Below are 19,120 nucleotides of genomic sequence, written 5' to 3'. Positions count from 1 at the left end.
TCGTGACCGCGTCGTGACTCCGTGAAGGTCAGAGCAGGGACGGCACTTCCGCCGCCGCGACCTCGCGGGCGGCCCGCTCCAGCGCGCTCGCCAGCAGGGCCAGGTCCGTCGGGCCGTTGCCCAGCTCCCGGACCGGACGGCGGGTCGGCGGATCGCCCATCCGCCGCCACTCCAGCGGGATCACCGTGGGCCGCAGCGTCGCCGTGCGCGGGATACGGCCCGTCACCCGGCCGCCCTGGAAGGGTGTGAGCCGGCCGTCGGCGCCCTTGAGCCGGCCGCGCCCCGGCGCCGGTTCGTCCGCGCCCGACCCCGGCGCCTCCAGCGCGATCCGCACGGTGGCCCGGCGGACCGCCTCGGACTCGGCCGTACGGCCCCCGGGACCGGTCGCCGCCACCAGGTGCACGCCGAGCCGCTCGCCCTCCCGGGCCACCGCCTCCAGCGCGCGCGTCACGGACCCCGCGGCCGGGCGGCCGGGCGAGCCCAGCGGCGGCGACACGAGCGCGTCCAGGTCGTCCACGACCACCACGAGCCGGGGCAACGGCGGTGCCGGCTCGGTCCGCTGACGCGCCGCCGCGCCGGGCCGCAGCCGCAGCGTGGAGCTGGGCGGCGCCTCTATGTCGGCGGCACCGCCCGCGCCGGGCGCCGGTCCGTGCGGGCCGCGCTGCGGCACGATCCGGCCCGACACCGCGCGGTGCGTGTGCCACTCGGTGAAGTCGGACCGGCCCAGCAGCTCGGCCCGCCGCTTCAGCTCCGCGCTCAGCGACTGCGCGAACTCCCGCATCCGCACCGGATCGGTCCCGGTCAGATGCGTCGTCACATGCGGTACGTCGGTACAGACCCGCAGGCCGTCACCGGCGCCGCCGGTGCCCTGGCCGACCGTGTCCCGGCCGTCCATCAGCACGATGCCGAGGCGGTCGGGGCGCTCGGCGGCCGCCAGCGAGGCGACGACCGCCCGCAGCAGCTCGGTGCGCCCGCTGCCGGGCGGGCCCTCGACCAGCAGATGGGGGCCCTCGGCGGCGAGGTCCACCGCGACCGGGCCGCGCGGCCCCGCGCCGAGCACCGCCCAGGCCCGTCCGCCGAGCGCCTCGGTGTCGTCGGCCGCGTCCGCCCAGCGGGCCATCAGGGAGGCCGGGGTGGCCCGCGCCAGACCCAGCTCGTCGAGCAGCCGGGACGACGGGGGCAGCGGGGCGGACACACGCGTGTGCCGCTCACCGCCGCCACCGCCGCCGTCCGGGCGCAGCGGCGCGAGGGCGCGGGCGAACCGCTCGGCCCAGGCGGGGGAGACGGCGTCCACGGCGGCCAGGGTGCCCTCGCCGACCGGTCCGGCCGGTCCGTCGCCGCCGGGCGCGATCCGCAGCAGCCGCAGTGCGGTGGCCACGTCGCCGTCGAGCAGCGCGACCGCGCCGCACGCGCGGAACACGGGCGCCGCCGCACAGGCCGCCTCGTAGGTCCGCGCCGCCGGGGCGGACGGGGCACCGGCGGTGATCTCCGCCAGGCACAGCACATGGATCCCGGCGCGCGGACCGGCCGTGGCCAGCCGGGTCACGGTGTCCCGCAGACCGGCGGCGCCCGGGTCGCCGTCCACCACGAGCACGGTGAACGGCCCCGCGAAGCCGTCCGGGTCCTCGGACAGGGCCCAGGAGGGCCGGCGGGCGGGCGCGGGGCCGGTCGCGAAGGGCGGGACGGCGGCCGCGGTGTCCGCGAGGTGGTCCTCCAGACGGCGCAGCAGCTCGTCGGTGCGGGCGGCCGCCTGGTCGCGGTCGAAGGCGAGCAGCAGCCGGCAGTCCTGGCCGTGCCCCGGGCGCAGATGCGGCAGCCAGCCCAGCCACGACCACTCGGCGGCCCGCTCCTCCTCGGACCGCGCGCGGTCCGTGCTGATCAGGACGATCTCCAGGGCGTCCGGCGAGTGCAGCGCGGCGAGCTGCGCCACGACCGCGCGGGCCAGCCCGGCCAGCCGCGGGCGCGGTCCGGCCAGGCCCAGCGCCCCGGCCTCGCGCAGGTCCGCCGTCACCGGTACGGCGGGCAGCAGGCCCGAGCCGCCGGGTGCCGTGCGGTCCGCGGTGCCGAGCCGCACGGTGAGCGCCTCGGGATGGCCGGGACCGCGCTCCCAGAGCCGGGGGCCGGGACCCAGCGCGGTCAGCAGCAGGGCGGCCGGGTCGGGCCAGGTCTCGGGCGCCGGGGCGGGGGCGGCCGTCGGCTCGGGGCCCGCGCCGGACACCTCCCCGTCGGCGGGGCCGTGACCGGCCGGGTCCGGGGCGCCGCGGCCGCCGGCCAGCCGCCGGGCCCAGGCGGACAGCCCGCCGCGCCGGCGGACACCGGGCGGTATGTCGGTGCCCCGCAGGGGCGTGCCCTTGCGGCCGGAGCCGGGGTCGTCCGGGTCCCCGGGGTCGTCGTACCCGGCGTTGTCGTACAGCGGCACGTCGTCGTACGGGGAGACGGCGGGCCGGGGGCCGCGGACGTCGTCGTACGGCGGGCCGAAGGCGTCGGCGCGGCCCGCGTGGGTGTCGTGCCGGCTCTCGGTGCGGCTCTCGATGTCCGGGGCGGTGCCCTGGCCGGGGACGAGATGCCGGTCCGTGCCGCCGCCGCTCCAGCTCACCCCGCCGTCGCTGTGGCCGGTGGGTGCGGTCGGGGTGCCGGGCTCGCCGGAACGGGAGTTCGGCACGCGCGGCCGGGACACCGCCGTAGAAGCCGTAGAAGCCGTGGAGGCGGACCCGGTGGCCCCCTCCGCCGCGCGACCCCCGCCGGGCGCCACGCGCACGTGTCCCTCGCCGTCCGGTGCCGTCACCACGCGGGCCCCCGGGCCGCCGGGCGGGGCCAGCCGCAGGGCCGACTCGCCGATCCGCAGCAGGGCGCCGGGCGCGAGCCGCACCGGGCGGGCCTTGACCGGGGTGCCGTCGACGGTGGTGCCGTTGGTGGAGCCGAGGTCGGTGACCGTCACCCGGCCGTCGGGTCCGAGCGTCACCGCGCAGTGCAGCCGGGAGACGTCCGGGTCGTCCAGCGGGACGTCGGCGTCGGCGGAGCGGCCGACGCGGATCTGCCCGCCGTGCAGCAGATGGACCCCGCCCGCGTCCGGACCCGCGACCACGTCGAGGCGGGCCGGGGCGTCGTCGACCTCCGGATGCGGTTCGGGGTCGGCGGGGGCGCCGAGCGCCAGCACCGCGCCGTCGGTCAGCGGGGGTTCGCCGAGCGTGCAGCGGGCTCCGTCGAGCCGCTCGGTGCCCGCGTACAGGGCGACGGCCGCGCCGCCCGCGCCCTCCCCGGAGACCGCCGCGGCCAGGGCGGGCGCCACCGCGGCCAGGGCCGTACCGGCGGGGGCCGTGACCAGCACGTCGCAGCTCGCGGCACGGCCGCGCGCCTCGAAGGGCGGGCCCTGCGGGTCTGTGACGGTCAGCCGGATCTGCATCGGCGTCAGCGGTCCCTTCTGCGCGGGCGCGGACTTCCCCCCACACCACACGAGCACATCGGCCAGTACTCCAGGCATCCTCGCACCTGTCACCGACAACGCGCCCACCACCCGGTGACAAGTGATCTTGATTGGTCGGCTCTGCCCGCAAAAGTGCCTGACCATTGCATCGCCGGCGATCAGTTGAGATCGGTCACGCCCGGATTCGGCAACCGAGCGACCGGTCCGCGCGTCTTTCCAGCGAACACGGCGGAACACGGCCGGAGACGGCCGGACACGGCCGAAGGCGCCCGAACCGGGCCGGGTCGCGGCGGGCGGCCCCGCGCGCGGACCATAGTCGGACCATAGGAAGACGACCGCCCGGTACGGGTATCGCGGCACTACAGTGGGTCGGAACATCGGACCACAGAGGCAAGCAAGCAGCAGGGAGCGCGTGACGTGCGGCCAGTCGGCAGCAAGTACCTGCTCGAGGAGCCGCTCGGACGCGGCGCCACGGGCACCGTCTGGCGAGCCCGCCAGCGCGAGACCGCGGGCGCCGAGGCGGCCGTGCCCGGCCAGCCCGGAGAGACCGTCGCCATCAAGGTCCTCAAGGAGGAGCTGGCCAGCGACCCCGACATCGTGATGCGCTTCCTGCGGGAGCGCTCGGTGCTGCTGCGCCTGACCCACCCGAACATCGTCCGGGTCCGCGACCTGGTCGTCGAGGGCGATCTGCTGGCCCTGGTCATGGACCTCATCGACGGCCCCGACCTGCACCGCTATCTGCGCGAGAACGGCCCGCTGACGCCCGTCGCCGCCTCCCTGCTCACCGCGCAGGTCGCCGACGCGCTCGCCGCCAGCCACACCGACGGCGTGGTGCACCGCGACCTCAAGCCGGCCAACGTCCTGCTGATGCAGAACGGCGGGCAGATGCACCCGATGCTCACCGACTTCGGCATCGCCCGGCTGGCCGACTCCCCGGGCCTCACCCGCACCAGCGAGTTCGTCGGCACGCCCGCGTACGTCGCCCCGGAGTCCGCCGAGGGCCGCCCGCAGACCTCCGCCGTCGACGTCTACGGCGCCGGCATCATGCTGTACGAGCTGGTCACCGGACGTCCCCCGTTCGGCGGAGGCTCCGCCCTCGAAGTGCTGCACCAGCACCTCAGCGCCGAACCGCGCCGCCCCTCCACCGTCCCCGACCCGCTGTGGACGGTCATCGAGCGCTGCCTGCGCAAGAACCCCGACGAACGGCCCAGCGCCCAGAACCTCGGGCGCGCCCTGCGGGTCGTCGCCGAGGGCATCGGCGTGCACGCGAACTCCACGCAGATCGCCGCCGCCGACGGCGTGGCCCATCTGCTCGCCCCCGACCCGGCCCCCGCGCCGGTGCCGGGCGCCCCCGCGGGCTCCTACGACCCCAACGCCGCGACCAGCGTCCTGCCGCACACCGGCGGACCGGCCGGCGCCGCCGACCCCACCGCCGTCCTGCCCCACACCGGGGCCCCGGCGGGCGCCGCCGACGCCACCGCCGTCCTCCCGCCGGTGCCGCCGCACCAGCCGGGACAGCAGGGCGGCACCCCGCCCGAGCAGCCGCACCCCTGGCAGACCCAGCTCAGGGCCGCCCGCGACCGCAACGAGCAGACACAGGTCCAGCAGTACCTCGACCCCGGCGAGGACCCGCTGCGCCGCCGCCCCCAGCGGCAGGTCGCCCGGCCGCAGCAGCCGCCGCAGCGCCCGCAGCCCCGGCCGCAGCAGGGCTACGGCTACCCGCAGCAGCAGCCCCAGCAGGGGTACGCCCCGCAGCCCCCGCAGGGCTACGGACAGCAGGGCCGGTACGCCACGCCCCAGCCGCAGCAGGCGCCGCCGCCCCAGCAGCAGCCGCGCCGCCAGCCGCAGCAGCGGCCCGCCCCGGAGCCGCGCCAGCCGCGCGAGCCGAGGCAGCGCAGTGCCAACCCGATGAAGATCCCCGGGCTCGGCTGCCTGAAGGGCTGCCTCTTCACGATCGTCATCCTGTTCGTCGCGGGCTGGATGATCTGGGAGTTCAGCCCGCTCCAGGGCTGGATCGGCACCGGCCGCGGCTGGTGGGACCAGCTCGGGCACTGGTTCAAGCAGGCCGGCGACTGGATCGGCGACCTCGGCCAGGCCACGGACGGGGCGGGCACCGGCACCGGGAACTGAGCCGGGCCGGAGCCGGCCGCGAGTTTGTGCACTTGTCGACATCCGACGGGTGATTTCCGTCCCCGTGGTGAAGGTCGCCTCACCGGACGCGTACTTTTGTCGGCAACACGCGTCGGTAGGAGCAGCCTTGGCACGGAAGATCGGCAGCCGGTACACCGCCCACCAGATCCTGGGCCGGGGCAGCGCCGGCACGGTGTGGCTCGGCGAGGGGCCGGACGGACCCGTCGCCGTCAAGCTGCTGCGCGAGGACCTCGCCTCCGACGAGGAGCTGGTGGGCCGCTTCGTGCAGGAGCGCACCGCCCTCCTCGGCCTGGAGCATCCCAACGTGGTCTCCGTACGGGACCTCGTCGTCGACGGCAACGACCTGGCGCTGGTCATGGACCTCGTCCGGGGCACCGACCTGCGCACCCGGCTGGACCGTGACCGGCGGCTCGCGCCGGAGGCCGCGGTGGCGATCGTCGCGGACGTCGCGGAGGGCCTGGCCGCCGCGCACGCGGCCGGTGTCGTCCACCGGGACGTCAAACCGGAGAACGTCCTGCTGGACATGCAGGGCCCGCTGGGCCCCGGCGGCTCGCACCGGGCCCTGCTGACGGACTTCGGGGTCGCGAAGCTCATCGACACCCCCAAGCGCACCCGCGCCACGAAGATCATCGGCACGCCGGACTATCTGGCCCCCGAGATCGTGGAGGGCCTCCCGCCGCGCGCCTCGGTGGACATCTACGCGCTGGCGACCGTCCTGTACGAGCTGCTGGCCGGCTTCACGCCCTTCGGCGGCGGGCACCCGGGCGCGGTGCTGCGCCGGCACGTCACGGAGTCGGTCGCCCCGCTGCCCGGCATCCCCGACGAGCTGTGGCAGCTCATCGTGCAGTGCCTGGCCAAGGGCCCCGCGTCCCGGCTGCGCGCCTCCGAACTGGCGTCCCGGCTGCGCGAGCAGTTGCCGTCGCTGGCCGGCATGCCTCCGCTGGACGTGGACGAGCCGGACACCGAGGCGGAGTCCGAGGCCGACGGCGGCGGCGAGCCGGGAGCGGACCGCACGGCACCCGTCTCCGGCGGCGGACGCGAGCGCCGCGGGTCCGTGCCCCTGGTCCCCGGCGCCCGGCCCGACTCCAACCGCGACACGCACACCTCGATGAGGGTCCCGGCGGCCGACGAGCTGGCCGGCGGCGCGCACGGCACCGCACGCGTCCCCCGGGCCGCGGGGGCGCCCCGCCCCGGCTCCGCCCGCAACCGCACGGCCACCCGGCGCCGGCGCGTCACCCTCGGCGCGGCCGCGGTGGCCCTGGCCGCCGCGGTCGGCATCGGGGCCTGGGCCGCGACCTCCGGGGACGACGCGGGGGCCAAGGACACCGACGGCACCGGGAACTCGGCACCGGCGGCCCCCTGACGCCCTGAGCAGGGGGCCGGGCGGGACCTTCCACCGTCGGCGCTGGTCGGCGGACGGAGCCGTTACGCTGGTGGTGTGGCAGTCGTCGATGTATCCGAAGAGCTCAAGTCCCTCTCCTCGACCATGGAGTCGATCGAGGCCGTTCTGGACCTCGACAAGCTGAGGGCAGACATCGCCGTGCTCGAGGAGCAGGCGGCCGCGCCGTCCCTCTGGGACAACCCGGACGAGGCGCAGAAGATCACCAGCAAGCTCTCCCACCTCCAGGCGGAGGTCAGGAAGGCGGAGGCGCTGCGCGGCCGGATCGACGATCTCGCCGTGCTGTTCGAGATGGCCGAGGAGGAGGACGACCCGGACACCCGTGCCGAGGCCGAGTCCGAGCTGGCGGCCGTCAAGAAGGCGCTGGACGAGATGGAGGTCCGCACCCTGCTCAGCGGGGAGTACGACTCCCGGGAGGCGCTGGTCAACATCCGCGCCGAGGCCGGTGGCGTCGACGCCGCCGACTTCGCCGAGAAGCTCCAGCGGATGTACCTGCGCTGGGCCGAGCAGCACGGCTACAAGACCGAGGTCTACGAGACGTCGTACGCCGAGGAGGCCGGCATCAAGTCGACCACCTTCGCCGTCCAGGTGCCCTACGCCTACGGCACGCTCTCGGTCGAGCAGGGCACGCACCGACTGGTGCGCATCTCGCCCTTCGACAACCAGGGGCGCCGCCAGACGTCCTTCGCGGGCGTCGAGATCCTCCCCGTGGTCGAGCAGACCGACCACATCGAGATCGACGAGTCCGAGCTGCGGGTGGACGTGTACCGCTCGTCCGGTCCCGGCGGCCAGGGCGTGAACACCACGGACTCCGCGGTGCGCCTGACCCACCTGCCCACCGGCATCGTCGTCTCCTGCCAGAACGAGCGGTCGCAGATCCAGAACAAGGCCACCGCGATGAACGTCCTCCAGGCCAAGCTGCTCGAGCGCCGCCGCCAGGAGGAGCAGGCCAAGATGGACGCCCTCAAGGGCGACGGCGGCAACTCCTGGGGCAACCAGATGCGTTCGTACGTCCTGCACCCGTACCAGATGGTCAAGGACCTGCGCACCGAGTTCGAGGTCGGCAACCCCGAGGCCGTGTTCAACGGCGAGCTGGACGGCTTCCTGGAGGCCGGGATTCGCTGGCGCAAGCAGCAGGAGAAGTAGGTTTGTCGACAAGGCAACCGCCCCTGGAGCAGGGGCGGTTGCCTTTTGCGTAACATTCACGTCTTCAACGGCGGGCAAAGTCCCCTGACTTGGACATTGCGTACGCAACGAGCTTGACGTGCCCCTGGAAAATCGGGAGGGTGCGGTAAGGCGTGCGCATTTTCGGGGCGCATGTGAACCGGGGGGATCCAGAAGGAAGTTCGGTCGCCCCGTCGATCACCACCCCGACGCGCTGCCGCATCGACGGATCAGCTACTGGGGGTAGCAGACATATGACCAAGAAGACGCGCGTCCGGGTCGCGCGCATCGCCGCGGGCGCGATCATCGCCGCGGGCGCCTCGCTGACGGTGGCGGGCGTGGCCTCGGCCGACCCCGCCGATGGCGACAGCAACCTGGTCTCGACCGAAGAAGTCGAGATCGGCCCGCTGGACGGCGACCCGGACCCCTGCGACATCGTCGCAACGCCGGACTGTGACGACCCGACCACGGGCGGTACGCCAACCGACCCCACGACGGGCGGTACGCCGACCGACCCGACCACCGGCGGTACGCCCACCGACCCCACCACGGGTGGCACTCCGACCGACCCGACCACGGGCGGCACGCCCACCGACCCGACCACCGGCGGTTCGCCCACCACGGGCGGCTCCGGCAACAACGGCGGCTCCGGCAACAACGGCGGCTCCGGTGACAACGGCGGCTCCGGCAGCAACGGCGGTTCGGGCAGCAACGGCGGCTCCTCCACCAACGGCGGTTCCACCAACGGCGGCGGCTCCGTCACCGGCGGCTCCTCCTCCACCGGCGGTTCCGTCACCGGTGGTGGCGGTCCCGACACCGATGGCACCTCCACCCAGGAGGAGGGCACCTCCGCCCTCACCGACACCTCGGACTCCTCGAACACCACCGCCCAGGGCGGCGGCGAGCTGGCCGAGACCGGTGCCGGCCAGACCACCTTCCTGATCATCGGCGCCGCCACGATGATCGCGGGCGGTGTCGCCTTCCGCGTCCTGCCGCGTCTCGCCGAGGGCCGCGGCGCGTCGGCCGCCTGACGGTAGCCGCGCGCACACGCCGTGTGCACACGAAGGGGCCCGGAGCTGTGAAGCTCCGGGCCCCTTCGGCGTCACAGGCCCCAGGGCGGGGCGTGCTACACGGTCTGGTGGGCCAGCAGGGCCAGCGCGGCCACCAGGACGGCCAGCAGCGCGATCAGCGCCATGGGGTTCATGCCCGCCAGGAAGTGCTCCTGCTGGAGCCGCTGGCGGTTGGCGCGGCACACGGGGCACCGCCCCTCGTTCACGGGCGCCGCGCAGTTAGCGCACACCAGCCGGTCGTACGTCATGCGCTCGCCCTCCTTGCACCGGTTCCACAACGACACAACGCCTGCGGGAACGCGAACGTTCCCCTCCCACTGTGCCAGGTTCCCGCGGAGGGCGCGCGGCCCGTCCGGAGAGTGCGGGACGGACAAAGTCCCGTACAAAAACGCACAACCCTCCCGCAACCTCTCCCGGCGACTGCGCCGGGAGACCCGGTTCGCGTATGGTCACGCTCATCTACCCCCGGCGACCCGTGGTGCACCCGTGATCCGATTCGACAACGTCTCCAAGGTCTACCCCAAGCAGACCCGCCCCGCACTCAGGGATGTCTCCCTGGAAGTGGAGAAGGGCGAGTTCGTGTTCCTCGTGGGATCCTCCGGTTCCGGAAAGTCCACCTTCCTGCGGCTGGTGCTCCGCGAGGAGCGGACCAGCCACGGCCAGGTGCACGTCCTGGGCAAGGATCTCGCGCGCCTGTCCAACTGGAAGGTGCCGCAGATGCGCCGCCAGCTCGGGACGGTGTTCCAGGACTTCCGGCTCCTGCCGAACAAGACGGTGGCGGAGAACGTCGCCTTCGCGCAGGAGGTCATCGGCAAGTCGCGCGGCGAGATCCGCAAGTCCGTGCCGCAGGTGCTCGACCTCGTCGGGCTCGGCGGCAAGGAGGACCGGATGCCCGGCGAGCTGTCCGGTGGTGAGCAGCAGCGCGTGGCCATCGCGCGCGCCTTCGTGAACCGGCCCAAGCTGCTGATCGCGGACGAGCCCACCGGCAACCTCGACCCGCAGACCTCGGTCGGCATCATGAAGCTGCTCGACCGGATCAACCGGACGGGCACCACCGTCCTGATGGCCACGCACGACCAGAACATCGTGGACCAGATGCGCAAGCGCGTCATCGAGCTGGAGCAGGGCCGTCTCGTCCGCGACCAGGCACGCGGCGTCTACGGCTACCAGCACTGACCGCGACCGTCCCCGGAAAGGCATCAAGAACACGCCATGCGTGCCCAGTTCGTACTCTCCGAGATCGGTGTCGGTCTCCGTCGCAACCTGACGATGACCTTCGCCGTCATCGTCTCCGTCGCCCTGTCCCTGGCGCTCTTCGGCGGCTCGCTGCTGATGAGCGACCAGGTGAACACCATGAAGGGCTACTGGTACGACAAGGTCAACGTCTCGGTGTTCCTCTGCAACAAGAGCGACGCCGAGTCGGACCCCAACTGCGCCAAGGGCGCGGTCACCGAGGACCAGAAGAAGCAGATCAAGTCCGACCTCGGCAAGATGTCGGTGGTCGACTCGGTGACGTACGAGTCGCAGGACCAGGCGTACAAGCACTACAAGGAGCAGTTCGGCGACTCCCCGCTGGCCGCCTCCCTCACGCCGGACCAGATGCAGGAGTCGTACCGGATCAAGCTGAAGGACCCGGAGAAGTACCAGGTCATCGCGACCGCCTTCGACGGCCGGGACGGCGTGCAGTCGGTGCAGGACCAGAAGGGCATCCTCGACAACCTCTTCGGACTGCTCAACGGCATGAACTGGGCCGCGCGGGCGGTGATGGCGCTGATGCTCGTGGTCGCGCTGATGCTGATCGTCAACACCGTGCGCGTCTCGGCGTTCAGCCGGCGGCGTGAGACCGGCATCATGCGGCTGGTCGGCGCCTCCGGCTTCTACATCCAGGCGCCGTTCATCGCGGAGGCCGCCGTCGCCGGTCTCATCGGGGGCACGGTCGCCTGCGGATTCCTGGTGATCGCCCGGTACTTCATCATCGACCACGGTCTGGCTCTGTCCGAGAAGCTGAATCTGATCAACTTCATCGGCTGGGACGCCGTTCTGACGAAGCTTCCGCTGATCCTCGCGACCAGTCTGCTGATGCCCGCGCTTGCGGCGTTCTTCGCGCTGCGCAAGTACCTGAAGGTGTGACGCATGCCCCGAGAGTCGTACGGTCAAGCGACCGTACGGCTCTTGGTGTTCGCCTAGACTCACCGCCATGTCAGGCCGTGAACCGTTCTGTCAGCCCCGCCGTCTCGGCCGCGGGGCCGCCCTGACCTTGGTGTTCGCGAGCGTGCTGGCCGCCGGTGCCGCCACCGGCTCGCTGCCCTGCGGTCTGCGGCAGGCCGACTCCGCCGAGCGGTCGGGGGCGGCCGCCCCCGCCGGACACGCCGAGGCCGTCACCCGGGCCGCGGCGGAGGCCGCCGCCGACGGCAAGTCGCCCCTGGAGGCCGCCGAACGCGCCGTCAGCCGCAGCGGGGACCGCTGGGCGGCCGTCTACTCCGAGGGCGAGTACGAGGAGTTCGAGGCGTCCCTGGACGGCCGCTACACCGGCGTCGGCCTGGTGGCCGGGCGCGAGGCGGGCGGCCTGATCGAGATCACCGGGGTGCGCTCCGGATCGCCCGCGGCCGCCGCAGGGATCCGCGCCGGCGACCGGCTGCGCAGCGTCGACGGCCACCGGGTGGACGGCACCCCGGTCACCGAGGTCGTCTCCTTACTGCGCGGTGACGCCACCGACAAGCCCGCCGGTACGACCGTCACCCTCGGCCTGGAGCGCGGCACCCGCGCGTGGAGCCAGACCCTGCGCCGGGCGAGGCTCTCCACGGACTCCGTCACCGTCCGGCGGCTCGACGGCCGCGCGACCGTCATCAAGATCGCCGCGTTCACCAAGGGCGTCGGCGCCACCGTCCGCAGCGCCGTCCGCGAGACCCCCGCCGACACCGGGATCGTCCTGGACCTGCGCGGCAACTCCGGCGGTCTGGTCACCGAGGCCACCGCCACCGCCTCCGCCTTCCTCGACGGCGGACTCGTCGCCACCTACGACGTCGACGGCGCCCAGCGCGCCCTGCACGCCGAGTCCGGCGGCGACACCACCCGGCCCCTGGTCGCCCTCGTCGACGGCGGCACCATGAGCGCGGCCGAACTGCTCACCGGCGCCCTCCAGGACCGCGGCCGCGCCGTCGTCGTGGGCGCCCGCACCTTCGGCAAGGGCTCGGTGCAGATGCCGAGCCGGCTGCCCGACGGCTCCGTCGCCGAGCTGACCGTCGGCCACTACCGCACCCCGCTGGGCCGGACCGTCGACGGCCGGGGCATCACCCCGGACCTGGAGGTCTCCGACGGGGTGCTGGAGCGGGCCGAGACCGTGCTCGGCGGCCTCGGCGACGCGTCCTGAGACACCGGGCGGACGGAAACCCTCGTAATCGGCTTTCCCCCAGGCCCCCTCCGGGTGCGAAAATGGCCGCACTATGAGCAAGGGAATGTACGTACCGAAGGAGTCCCAGCCCAAGCAGGGCGGGGGCGGCGCCAAGTCCGCGTCCAAGGACGGCGAAAAGGGCGGCAAGCGCAAGATCGTCGCCCAGAACAAGAAGGCCCGGCACGACTACGCGATCATCGACACCTACGAGGCCGGCCTGGTGCTCACCGGCACCGAGGTGAAGTCGCTGCGGCAGGGCCGGACCTCGCTGGCCGACGGGTTCGTCCAGATCGACGGGGGCGAGGCGTGGCTCTACAACGCCCACATCCCGGAGTACAGCCAGGGAAGCTGGACCAACCACTCCGCGCGCCGCAAGCGCAAGCTGCTGCTGCACCGCGAGGAGATCGACAAGCTGTCCGTGAAGTCCGAGGAGACCGGTCACACGATCGTGCCCCTCGCCCTGTACTTCAAGGACGGCCGGGCCAAGGCCGAGATCGCGCTCGCGCGCGGCAAGAAGGAGTACGACAAGCGGCAGACCCTGCGGGAGAAGCAGGACCGCCGGGAGACGGACCGGGCGATCGCGGCGGCCAAGCGGCGCCAGCGGCACGCCTAGGCCCCCCTGGGGCCGGACCGCCGGGAATACGCTGGCACGTGGGTGCGTTGGTCACGTACGATGGCCACAACACCGGGCGACCGGTGGGCGCATTGAAAAATCAACATGGGGATGATCGGTTTCGACAGCGGCTGTCGAAGCAGGGGAAGCGTGTCGAGGAAGCGGCAATGATCTCGTAAACCATATGTCGCAAAAAATAATCGCCAACACCAAGAGCGATTCCCAGTCCTACGCCCTCGCTGCCTAATTAGGTAGTGAGTGTAGGACCCTTATTGGGTGTCAGCCCGGGAGTGTTCCCGGCCCGGATCCTGGCATAATCTAGGGGACTAAACCATCGAGCCCGGTCACGGGGTTCGATGGGAAATCAAACAGTGACTGGGCCCGTCGGCGACTTGTTCGCGTGATCACCGGGGCCGAGAAAATCGCAGCGAACTGCACACGGAGAAGCCCTGATTCTGCACCGTTGGACGCGGGTTCGATTCCCGCCATCTCCACTCATCCCATGTGAACAGCAACCCCCGTCGCTTCCGAGCGGCGGGGGTTGCTGCGTTTTCCGTGCCGCGACGGCGCTTCGCGGCGGTGATGTTTCCGGCCATGCCTGGAGGGGTAATACGGCCGCCCGTCGTTCCGGTCCCCGCGCCCCCGGTGTCCGCGCCGCGATGAAAGAGGCTGGTCCCTCCGTGACTCGATGCGCTTCGACGGTTCGGGAGGGTGACGTTCGGGAACCAGAGAGGGTCGATTTTCAGCCATAGGCATGAACATGACGTGGGCGAACAAATCACGCATCGCGAACACAGGGCCCATGCCTGCGCTAGATTCGTCGGCCTGAGCGCAGTGGGGTAAATGGGGCGCGAGAACTGGGTGGGGGCCCGGTTCCGTCGACGTGCGCTCATGGTCGTACGCGCACCCGGAACAGTTCCTTGGGGGGAAGTGCGCACGTGGAGAAATGGCGGGAAGACGCCCAACCGGAGTGGCCGGAGCCGGCTCCTTCGACCCGGGACGTGCCGGTCGTCGGTGCGACGGGTGGAACCGGTCGGCCGGGTGATGTCCCGGTGGATACCGGGACGAGTTTCGCCTCGAACAGAGTGTCTGGAAACGAACGTTCGAATGGGTCCCTGTCCGCGGGGCTGGCCGATCCCTGGGGGGAGCCGGCCGGCGGTGGCGCCGTCACCCGCGACCACGACCCGGACGAGGTGACGATCCAGATCGACGCCCTGAGTCCGGCGGCCGCCGGGCAGGACGCCTCCGACGTTCCCGTCTTCGTCGACGAGTCCGGCCGTCGCAGCCGGACCTTCCGCCGTATCGGCATCTCCGTGGGCATCGCCTGCGCCGCGTACGCCGTCGTCATCGTCGTCACCCTGCTCTCGGGCAGCGCCGCCGTGCCCTGGCTGCCGGTGCCCGTGCCGGGAGCGGGCGGCGACGAGAAGCCGGCCAGCGAGGTCGACCCCACCCGGGGGCCCAGCGCCGCCGCGACCCCGGCGGCCGGACAGCCCGGCGGTACGGCTGCCGGCACCCCGGGGGTCACCCCCGCCGCCTCCGGCACCGCGTCGGCCCGGCCCGGGGCCACCTCGGGGACCGGCGCCGCGACCGGAAGCGCGGCGCCCTCGGGAGCGGCGGCCGTACGGCCCAGCTCCAGCGGCACGACCCGGCCCAGCGCGGCGCCCGGCGGCGGTTCGCCCTCGGTCGACACCGGCGGGCCGAGCAACCCGGTCGGCGGCGGCGACCCGACCCCGCCGCCGGTGACCACACCGCCGCCCGACGACCCGCCCTCCGACTCCTCACCGTCCCCGGCCGGAGGCGCCGGTGACACGGTGGCCGCGGGCCCGGCGTCCCCGGTCCCGGTCGCATCGGCCGACACGGGATCCGGGGCCGGGAGCGCGGGAACGTCCGAGCCGGCGACCTGACGCGATGCCCCGCCCGCCCGCAGCCGCCCGGCCCACCTCGGGCCGGCGGACGGGCGGCCTGCCGACCTGCCGCATCCGGCGGTCCACCGCACCGCGGGCCGGCCGCACGCGGCCCCCGGCACCCACCCGGGCTCCGATACCCACCCGGGCCCCGAAACCATCCGGCACCCGGTACCCACCCGGCGCCCGCCGCTCGCGTGGCAGGGGGTTCGTCCCCTGTCCGCGCCGCCCGTCCTCGTGGCCGGTCCCGACCGGTCTCGTCGTCCGGGTTTCTCACCGTCCGGTTCTCGTGCCGGTTGTCCGGCGCCTGATCCTCGTCCCCGGAGTACGTCCACCGATGGCACCTCGTTCCAGTCGACGCTCGGCCCGACGGGCCGCCGTCGGGCAACCCGCGCACGCGTCCTCGTCGCCGCCCCGTTCCTCCTCGCAGGGGGGTGAGCCGGGCGGGAGCCGGCGGCGGCGTTCCGGGCGGCGGTCCGCGTCCCGGCAGGCCCGGGGCCGGCGGCTGATCCCGCTGCGGCTGCGGCATCTGCTGCCGCTGGTCGTCCTGGCCGCGATGATGGCGATGCTGATGCTGCGCGGCTATGTGCACAGCGAGATCCTCGCCGACTACCGCATCCGCTCCGAGGCCGCCGCCGACACCGTGCCGCAGAAGATCCTCGACGGCGGCCCGGTCGTCGACACCCGGGGCGCCACGCCCACCAGCCTCGACGTTCCGGACCACCGGATCGTGCTCACCTTCGACGACGGCCCCGACCCCAAGTGGACCCCCGAGGTCCTCGACGTGCTGAAGAAGCACCGCGCGCACGCCGTCTTCTTCATCACCGGCACCATGGCCTCCCGCTACCCGGACCTGGTCCGGCGCATGGTCGACGAGGGCCACGAGATCGGGCTGCACACCTTCAACCACCCCGATCTCTCCCTCCAGTCGAAGAAGCGCATCGACTGGGAGCTGACCCAGAACCAGCTCGCCCTGGCCGGCGCCGCCGGCATCCGGACGTCCCTGTTCCGCCCGCCGTACTCCTCCAGCGCCGACGCCCTCGACAACGCGTCCTGGCCGGTCACGCAGTACGTCGGCACCCGTGGCTACCTCACCGTCTTCACCACCGCCGACAGTGAGGACTGGCGCCGGCCGGGCGCCGCGCAGATCATCCGCAACGCCACCCCGGAGAAGGGCAAGGGCGCGATCGTCCTCATGCACGACTCCGGCGGCGACCGCAGCCAGACCGTCGAGGCCCTCGACACCTATCTGCCCCGGCTCAAGGAGCAGGGCTACCGGTTCGACAACCTCACCGGCGCCCTGAAGGCCCCGAGCGCGCACACCGAGGTCACCGGTGTCGAGCTGTGGAAGGGCAAGGCATGGGTGTTCCTGGTCGCCGCGTCGGACGACATCACCGCCGTCCTCGTCGTCGGGCTCGCCGTCATCGGCTTCCTCGTCTTCGCCCGCTTCGGGCTGATGCTGTTGCTGTCCGCGATGCACACCCGCCGCACCCGAAAGCGCGGCTTCGTCTGGGGACCCGACGCGCCCGTCACCGAACCGGTGTCGGTGCTGGTGCCCGCCTACAACGAGGCCAAGTGCATCGAGAACACGGTGCGTTCGCTGATGGGCAGCGAGCATCCGATCGAGATCCTCGTGATCGACGACGGCTCCAGCGACGGCACCGCCCGGATCGTCGAGGACCTCGCCCTGCCCGGCGTACGGGTCGTCCGCCAGCTCAACGCGGGCAAACCGGCCGCCCTCAACCGCGGTATCGCCAACGCCCGTCACGACATCATCGTGATGATGGACGGCGACACCGTGTTCGAGCCGTCCACCGTCGGCGAACTCGTCCAGCCCTTCGCCGATCCGCAGGTCGGCGCGGTCGCCGGCAACGCCAAGGTCGGCAACAAGAACACCCTCATCGGCGCCTGGCAGCACATCGAGTACGTGATGGGCTTCAACCTCGACCGCCGGATGTACGACGTGCTGCGCTGCATGCCGACCATCCCCGGCGCCGTCGGAGCCTTCCGGCGCACCGCACTGAACCGGGTCGGCGGCATGAGCGACGACACGCTCGCCGAGGACACCGACATCACCATGGCCATCCACCGCGACGGCTGGAAGGTCGTCTACGCGGAGAAGGCCCGCGCCTGGACCGAGGCGCCGGAGTCGGTGCAGCAGCTCTGGTCCCAGCGCTACCGCTGGTGCTACGGCACCATGCAGGCGATCTGGAAGCACCGCCGGGCCCTGGTCGAGCGGGGCCCGTCGGGCCGCTTCGGCCGGGTCGGCCTGCCGCTGGTCTCCCTGTTCATGGTCGTCGCCCCGCTGCTCGCCCCCCTCATCGACCTGTTCCTCGTCTACGGGCTGCTGTTCGGGCCCACGGGCAAGACCATCGCCGCCTGGTTCGGTGTCCTCGCGGTGCAGGCGGGCTGCGCGGCGTACGCCTTCGTCCTGGACCGCGAACGCCTCACCCCGCTCATCTCCCTGCCGCTCCAGCAGCTCCTCTACCGGCAGTTGATGTACATCGTGCTGCTCCAGTCCTGGATCACCGCGCTCACCGGCGGCCGGCTGCGCTGGCAGAAGCTGCGCCGGATGGGCCAGGTGGCGGCGCCGCCCGGCGAGTCCGCGCCGGCCGAGCCGGGCCGCGCGACGGCCGGTGTGGACGGGGGTGCGCCGTGACGGACAGCGAGACGCGGTCCCTCCCGAAGGCCGGGGCACCGGACGGTGTCGAGTCACCGGACGCCGTCCCGGCTCCGCCGGCCCGCAAGGGCGGCCGGGACCGCTACTTCGACCTGCTGCGGGCCCTCGCCCTCTTCCGGGTCGTCCTCTACCACCTGATGGGCTGGGCCTGGCTGCCCATCGTCTTCCCCTCCATGGGCGTGATGTTCGCCCTGGCCGGCAACCTCATGGCCCGCTCCCTCGACCGGCGCCGCGCCGTGGAGGTCGTGCGGGGCCGGCTGCGCCGGCTGCTGCCCCCGCTGTGGCTGCTCGGCGCGGTCGGGGTGAGCGGCATGCTGCTGGGCGGCTGGGGCCCCGGCGACGACGGCGAGCCCGGCTGGTGGTGGATCCACCTCACCTTCTGGATCCTGCCGGTCAGCGACCCGCCGTACGGCGAGGGACTGCCCGGGGTGCACGGGCTGATCACCTCCGACTGGGCCGCCGCCATGGGCGTACCCCTGTGGTACCTGCGCGCCTATCTGTGGTTCGTCCTGCTCTCGCCGCTGCTGCTGCGCGCCCTGCGGGCCGCGCCCTGGCCGACCGTGCTCGCGCCGATCGCGCTGTCCGCCGCGCTGGAGTCCGGCGTGCTCGACCTGCCGGGCTGGCGGGTGGAGGCCGGTCTGAGCGACCTCGGCGCGTTCGGCGCGTGCTGGCTGCTGGGCATGGCCCATCAGCAGGGTGTGCTGCGCCGGCTGCCCCGGTACGTGGTGCCGTCGATGGCGCCCGTGGTGGCCGGGATCGGCCTCTGGTGGGCCCTCACGCACGATCTCCACGAGGGCCACGACCTCGACGACATGCCGTTCGCCCAGTCCCTGTGGTCGTTCGCGGTGGTGCTCTTCCTGCTGCACATCAGCCCGTCCTGGTCGCAGTGGCCGCCCCGGCTGCGCCGCTGGGACCGGCTGATCACCCTGCTCAACTCCCGGGCGGTGACGATCTATCTCTGGCACAACGTCTGCATCAGCGTGACCGAGGCCCTCTGGGACCGGCTGTGGGGCATCGACGTGCTGGCGGAGAGCGCCCCCGGGCTGCTGGCGAGCCCCTGGCCCCAACTGCCGTTCGTCTGGTTCCTCACCGCGCTGTGCGTGGTCGCCTTCGGCTGGGTGGAGGACCTGGCGGCCCGGCGCCGCCCCCGCCTGTGGCCCGACGGCCGCCCGACGCAGACGACGGCGACCCACCGCGCCTGACCCGCGCCGCCGGGCGGGGGCCGGGAAGGGGGCCGGGCGGGACCGCTCCCGCCCGCGCCCCCGCCCGGCACCTCTCACTCCGCCTTCGTCCGAGGTGAGAGCAACGTTCCCTCGCGGTCACC

At 73.3% G+C, this 19,120-nt stretch carries 13 protein-coding genes and 1 other RNA gene; 12 read left to right on the top strand and 2 right to left on the bottom strand.

The window, feature by feature from the left end:
- Positions 1 to 28: 28 nt before the first annotated feature.
- Positions 29 to 3,403 carry an FHA domain-containing protein gene (locus AFM16_RS15550; protein WP_078633659.1) on the bottom strand — a complete coding sequence of 1,125 codons (3,375 nt, stop codon included), beginning with the start codon at positions 3,401 to 3,403 and terminating at the stop codon, positions 29 to 31.
- 438 nt (positions 3,404 to 3,841) lie between these two features.
- Here AFM16_RS15550 and AFM16_RS15545 point away from each other — a divergent pair, with 438 nt between their 5' ends.
- The 4 genes from AFM16_RS15545 (at position 3,842) to AFM16_RS15530 (ending at position 9,169) form a co-directional block, all read left to right on the top strand.
- Entirely contained in the window at positions 3,842 to 5,554 is a 1,713-nt protein-coding gene (locus AFM16_RS15545) for a serine/threonine-protein kinase (RefSeq protein WP_078633658.1), read from the top strand.
- Positions 5,555 to 5,681: 127 nt separating this feature from the next.
- The gene (locus AFM16_RS15540) at positions 5,682 to 6,938 is read left to right on the top strand and encodes a serine/threonine-protein kinase (RefSeq protein ID WP_078633657.1); all 1,257 of its coding nucleotides are present in this window, start codon (positions 5,682 to 5,684) and stop codon (positions 6,936 to 6,938) included.
- A gap of 75 nt (positions 6,939 to 7,013) precedes the next feature.
- Positions 7,014 to 8,120 (top strand): peptide chain release factor 2, encoded by a 1,107-nt coding sequence (gene prfB, locus AFM16_RS15535; protein ID WP_030780430.1) that lies wholly within the window; start codon positions 7,014 to 7,016, stop codon positions 8,118 to 8,120.
- A 272-nt stretch (positions 8,121 to 8,392) separates the two neighbouring features.
- Entirely contained in the window at positions 8,393 to 9,169 is a 777-nt protein-coding gene (locus AFM16_RS15530) for a hypothetical protein (protein WP_078633656.1), read from the top strand.
- A gap of 95 nt (positions 9,170 to 9,264) precedes the next feature.
- Here AFM16_RS15530 and AFM16_RS15525 read toward each other — a convergent pair whose 3' ends face one another.
- Entirely contained in the window at positions 9,265 to 9,456 is a 192-nt protein-coding gene (locus AFM16_RS15525; RefSeq protein WP_030780425.1) for a hypothetical protein, read from the bottom strand.
- A 238-nt stretch (positions 9,457 to 9,694) separates the two neighbouring features.
- Here AFM16_RS15525 and ftsE point away from each other — a divergent pair, with 238 nt between their 5' ends.
- The 8 genes from ftsE (at position 9,695) to AFM16_RS15485 (ending at position 18,998) form a co-directional block, all read left to right on the top strand.
- Positions 9,695 to 10,384: a cell division ATP-binding protein FtsE gene (gene ftsE, locus AFM16_RS15520; RefSeq protein ID WP_030780423.1), complete on the top strand. Its 690-nt coding sequence runs from the start codon at positions 9,695 to 9,697 to the stop codon at positions 10,382 to 10,384.
- Between the two features lie 36 nt (positions 10,385 to 10,420).
- Positions 10,421 to 11,338, top strand: a complete 918-nt coding sequence (ftsX, locus tag AFM16_RS15515) for a permease-like cell division protein FtsX (RefSeq protein ID WP_030780420.1) — start codon at positions 10,421 to 10,423, stop codon at positions 11,336 to 11,338.
- Between the two features lie 67 nt (positions 11,339 to 11,405).
- A complete protein-coding gene (locus AFM16_RS15510; protein WP_179123281.1) occupies positions 11,406 to 12,578 on the top strand; it encodes a S41 family peptidase in 1,173 nt (390 codons plus the stop codon).
- 85 nt (positions 12,579 to 12,663) lie between these two features.
- Positions 12,664 to 13,212, top strand: coding sequence for an SsrA-binding protein SmpB (smpB, locus tag AFM16_RS15505; protein ID WP_030780414.1), 549 nt, complete (start codon positions 12,664 to 12,666; stop codon positions 13,210 to 13,212).
- Between the two features lie 107 nt (positions 13,213 to 13,319).
- Positions 13,320 to 13,709, top strand: a transfer-messenger RNA (tmRNA) gene (gene ssrA, locus AFM16_RS15500).
- Positions 13,710 to 14,297: 588 nt separating this feature from the next.
- The gene (locus tag AFM16_RS40475; protein ID WP_078633655.1) at positions 14,298 to 15,116 is read left to right on the top strand and encodes a hypothetical protein; all 819 of its coding nucleotides are present in this window, start codon (positions 14,298 to 14,300) and stop codon (positions 15,114 to 15,116) included.
- Positions 15,117 to 15,453: 337 nt separating this feature from the next.
- Positions 15,454 to 17,775 (top strand): bifunctional polysaccharide deacetylase/glycosyltransferase family 2 protein, encoded by a 2,322-nt coding sequence (locus AFM16_RS15490; protein WP_370628036.1) that lies wholly within the window; start codon positions 15,454 to 15,456, stop codon positions 17,773 to 17,775.
- Positions 17,772 to 18,998, top strand: a complete 1,227-nt coding sequence (locus AFM16_RS15485) for an acyltransferase family protein (RefSeq protein WP_037874467.1) — start codon at positions 17,772 to 17,774, stop codon at positions 18,996 to 18,998. The genes AFM16_RS15490 and AFM16_RS15485 overlap by 4 nt, the downstream gene beginning before the upstream one ends.
- The last annotated feature ends 122 nt before the right edge of the window (positions 18,999 to 19,120 follow it).

Source organism: Streptomyces antibioticus (assembly GCF_002019855.1).
Taxonomy (GTDB): Bacteria; Actinomycetota; Actinomycetes; order Streptomycetales; family Streptomycetaceae; genus Streptomyces; species Streptomyces antibioticus_B.
Note: the sequence above shows the minus strand (reverse complement) of the source record. Positions and strands in the feature narration are given on the sequence as shown.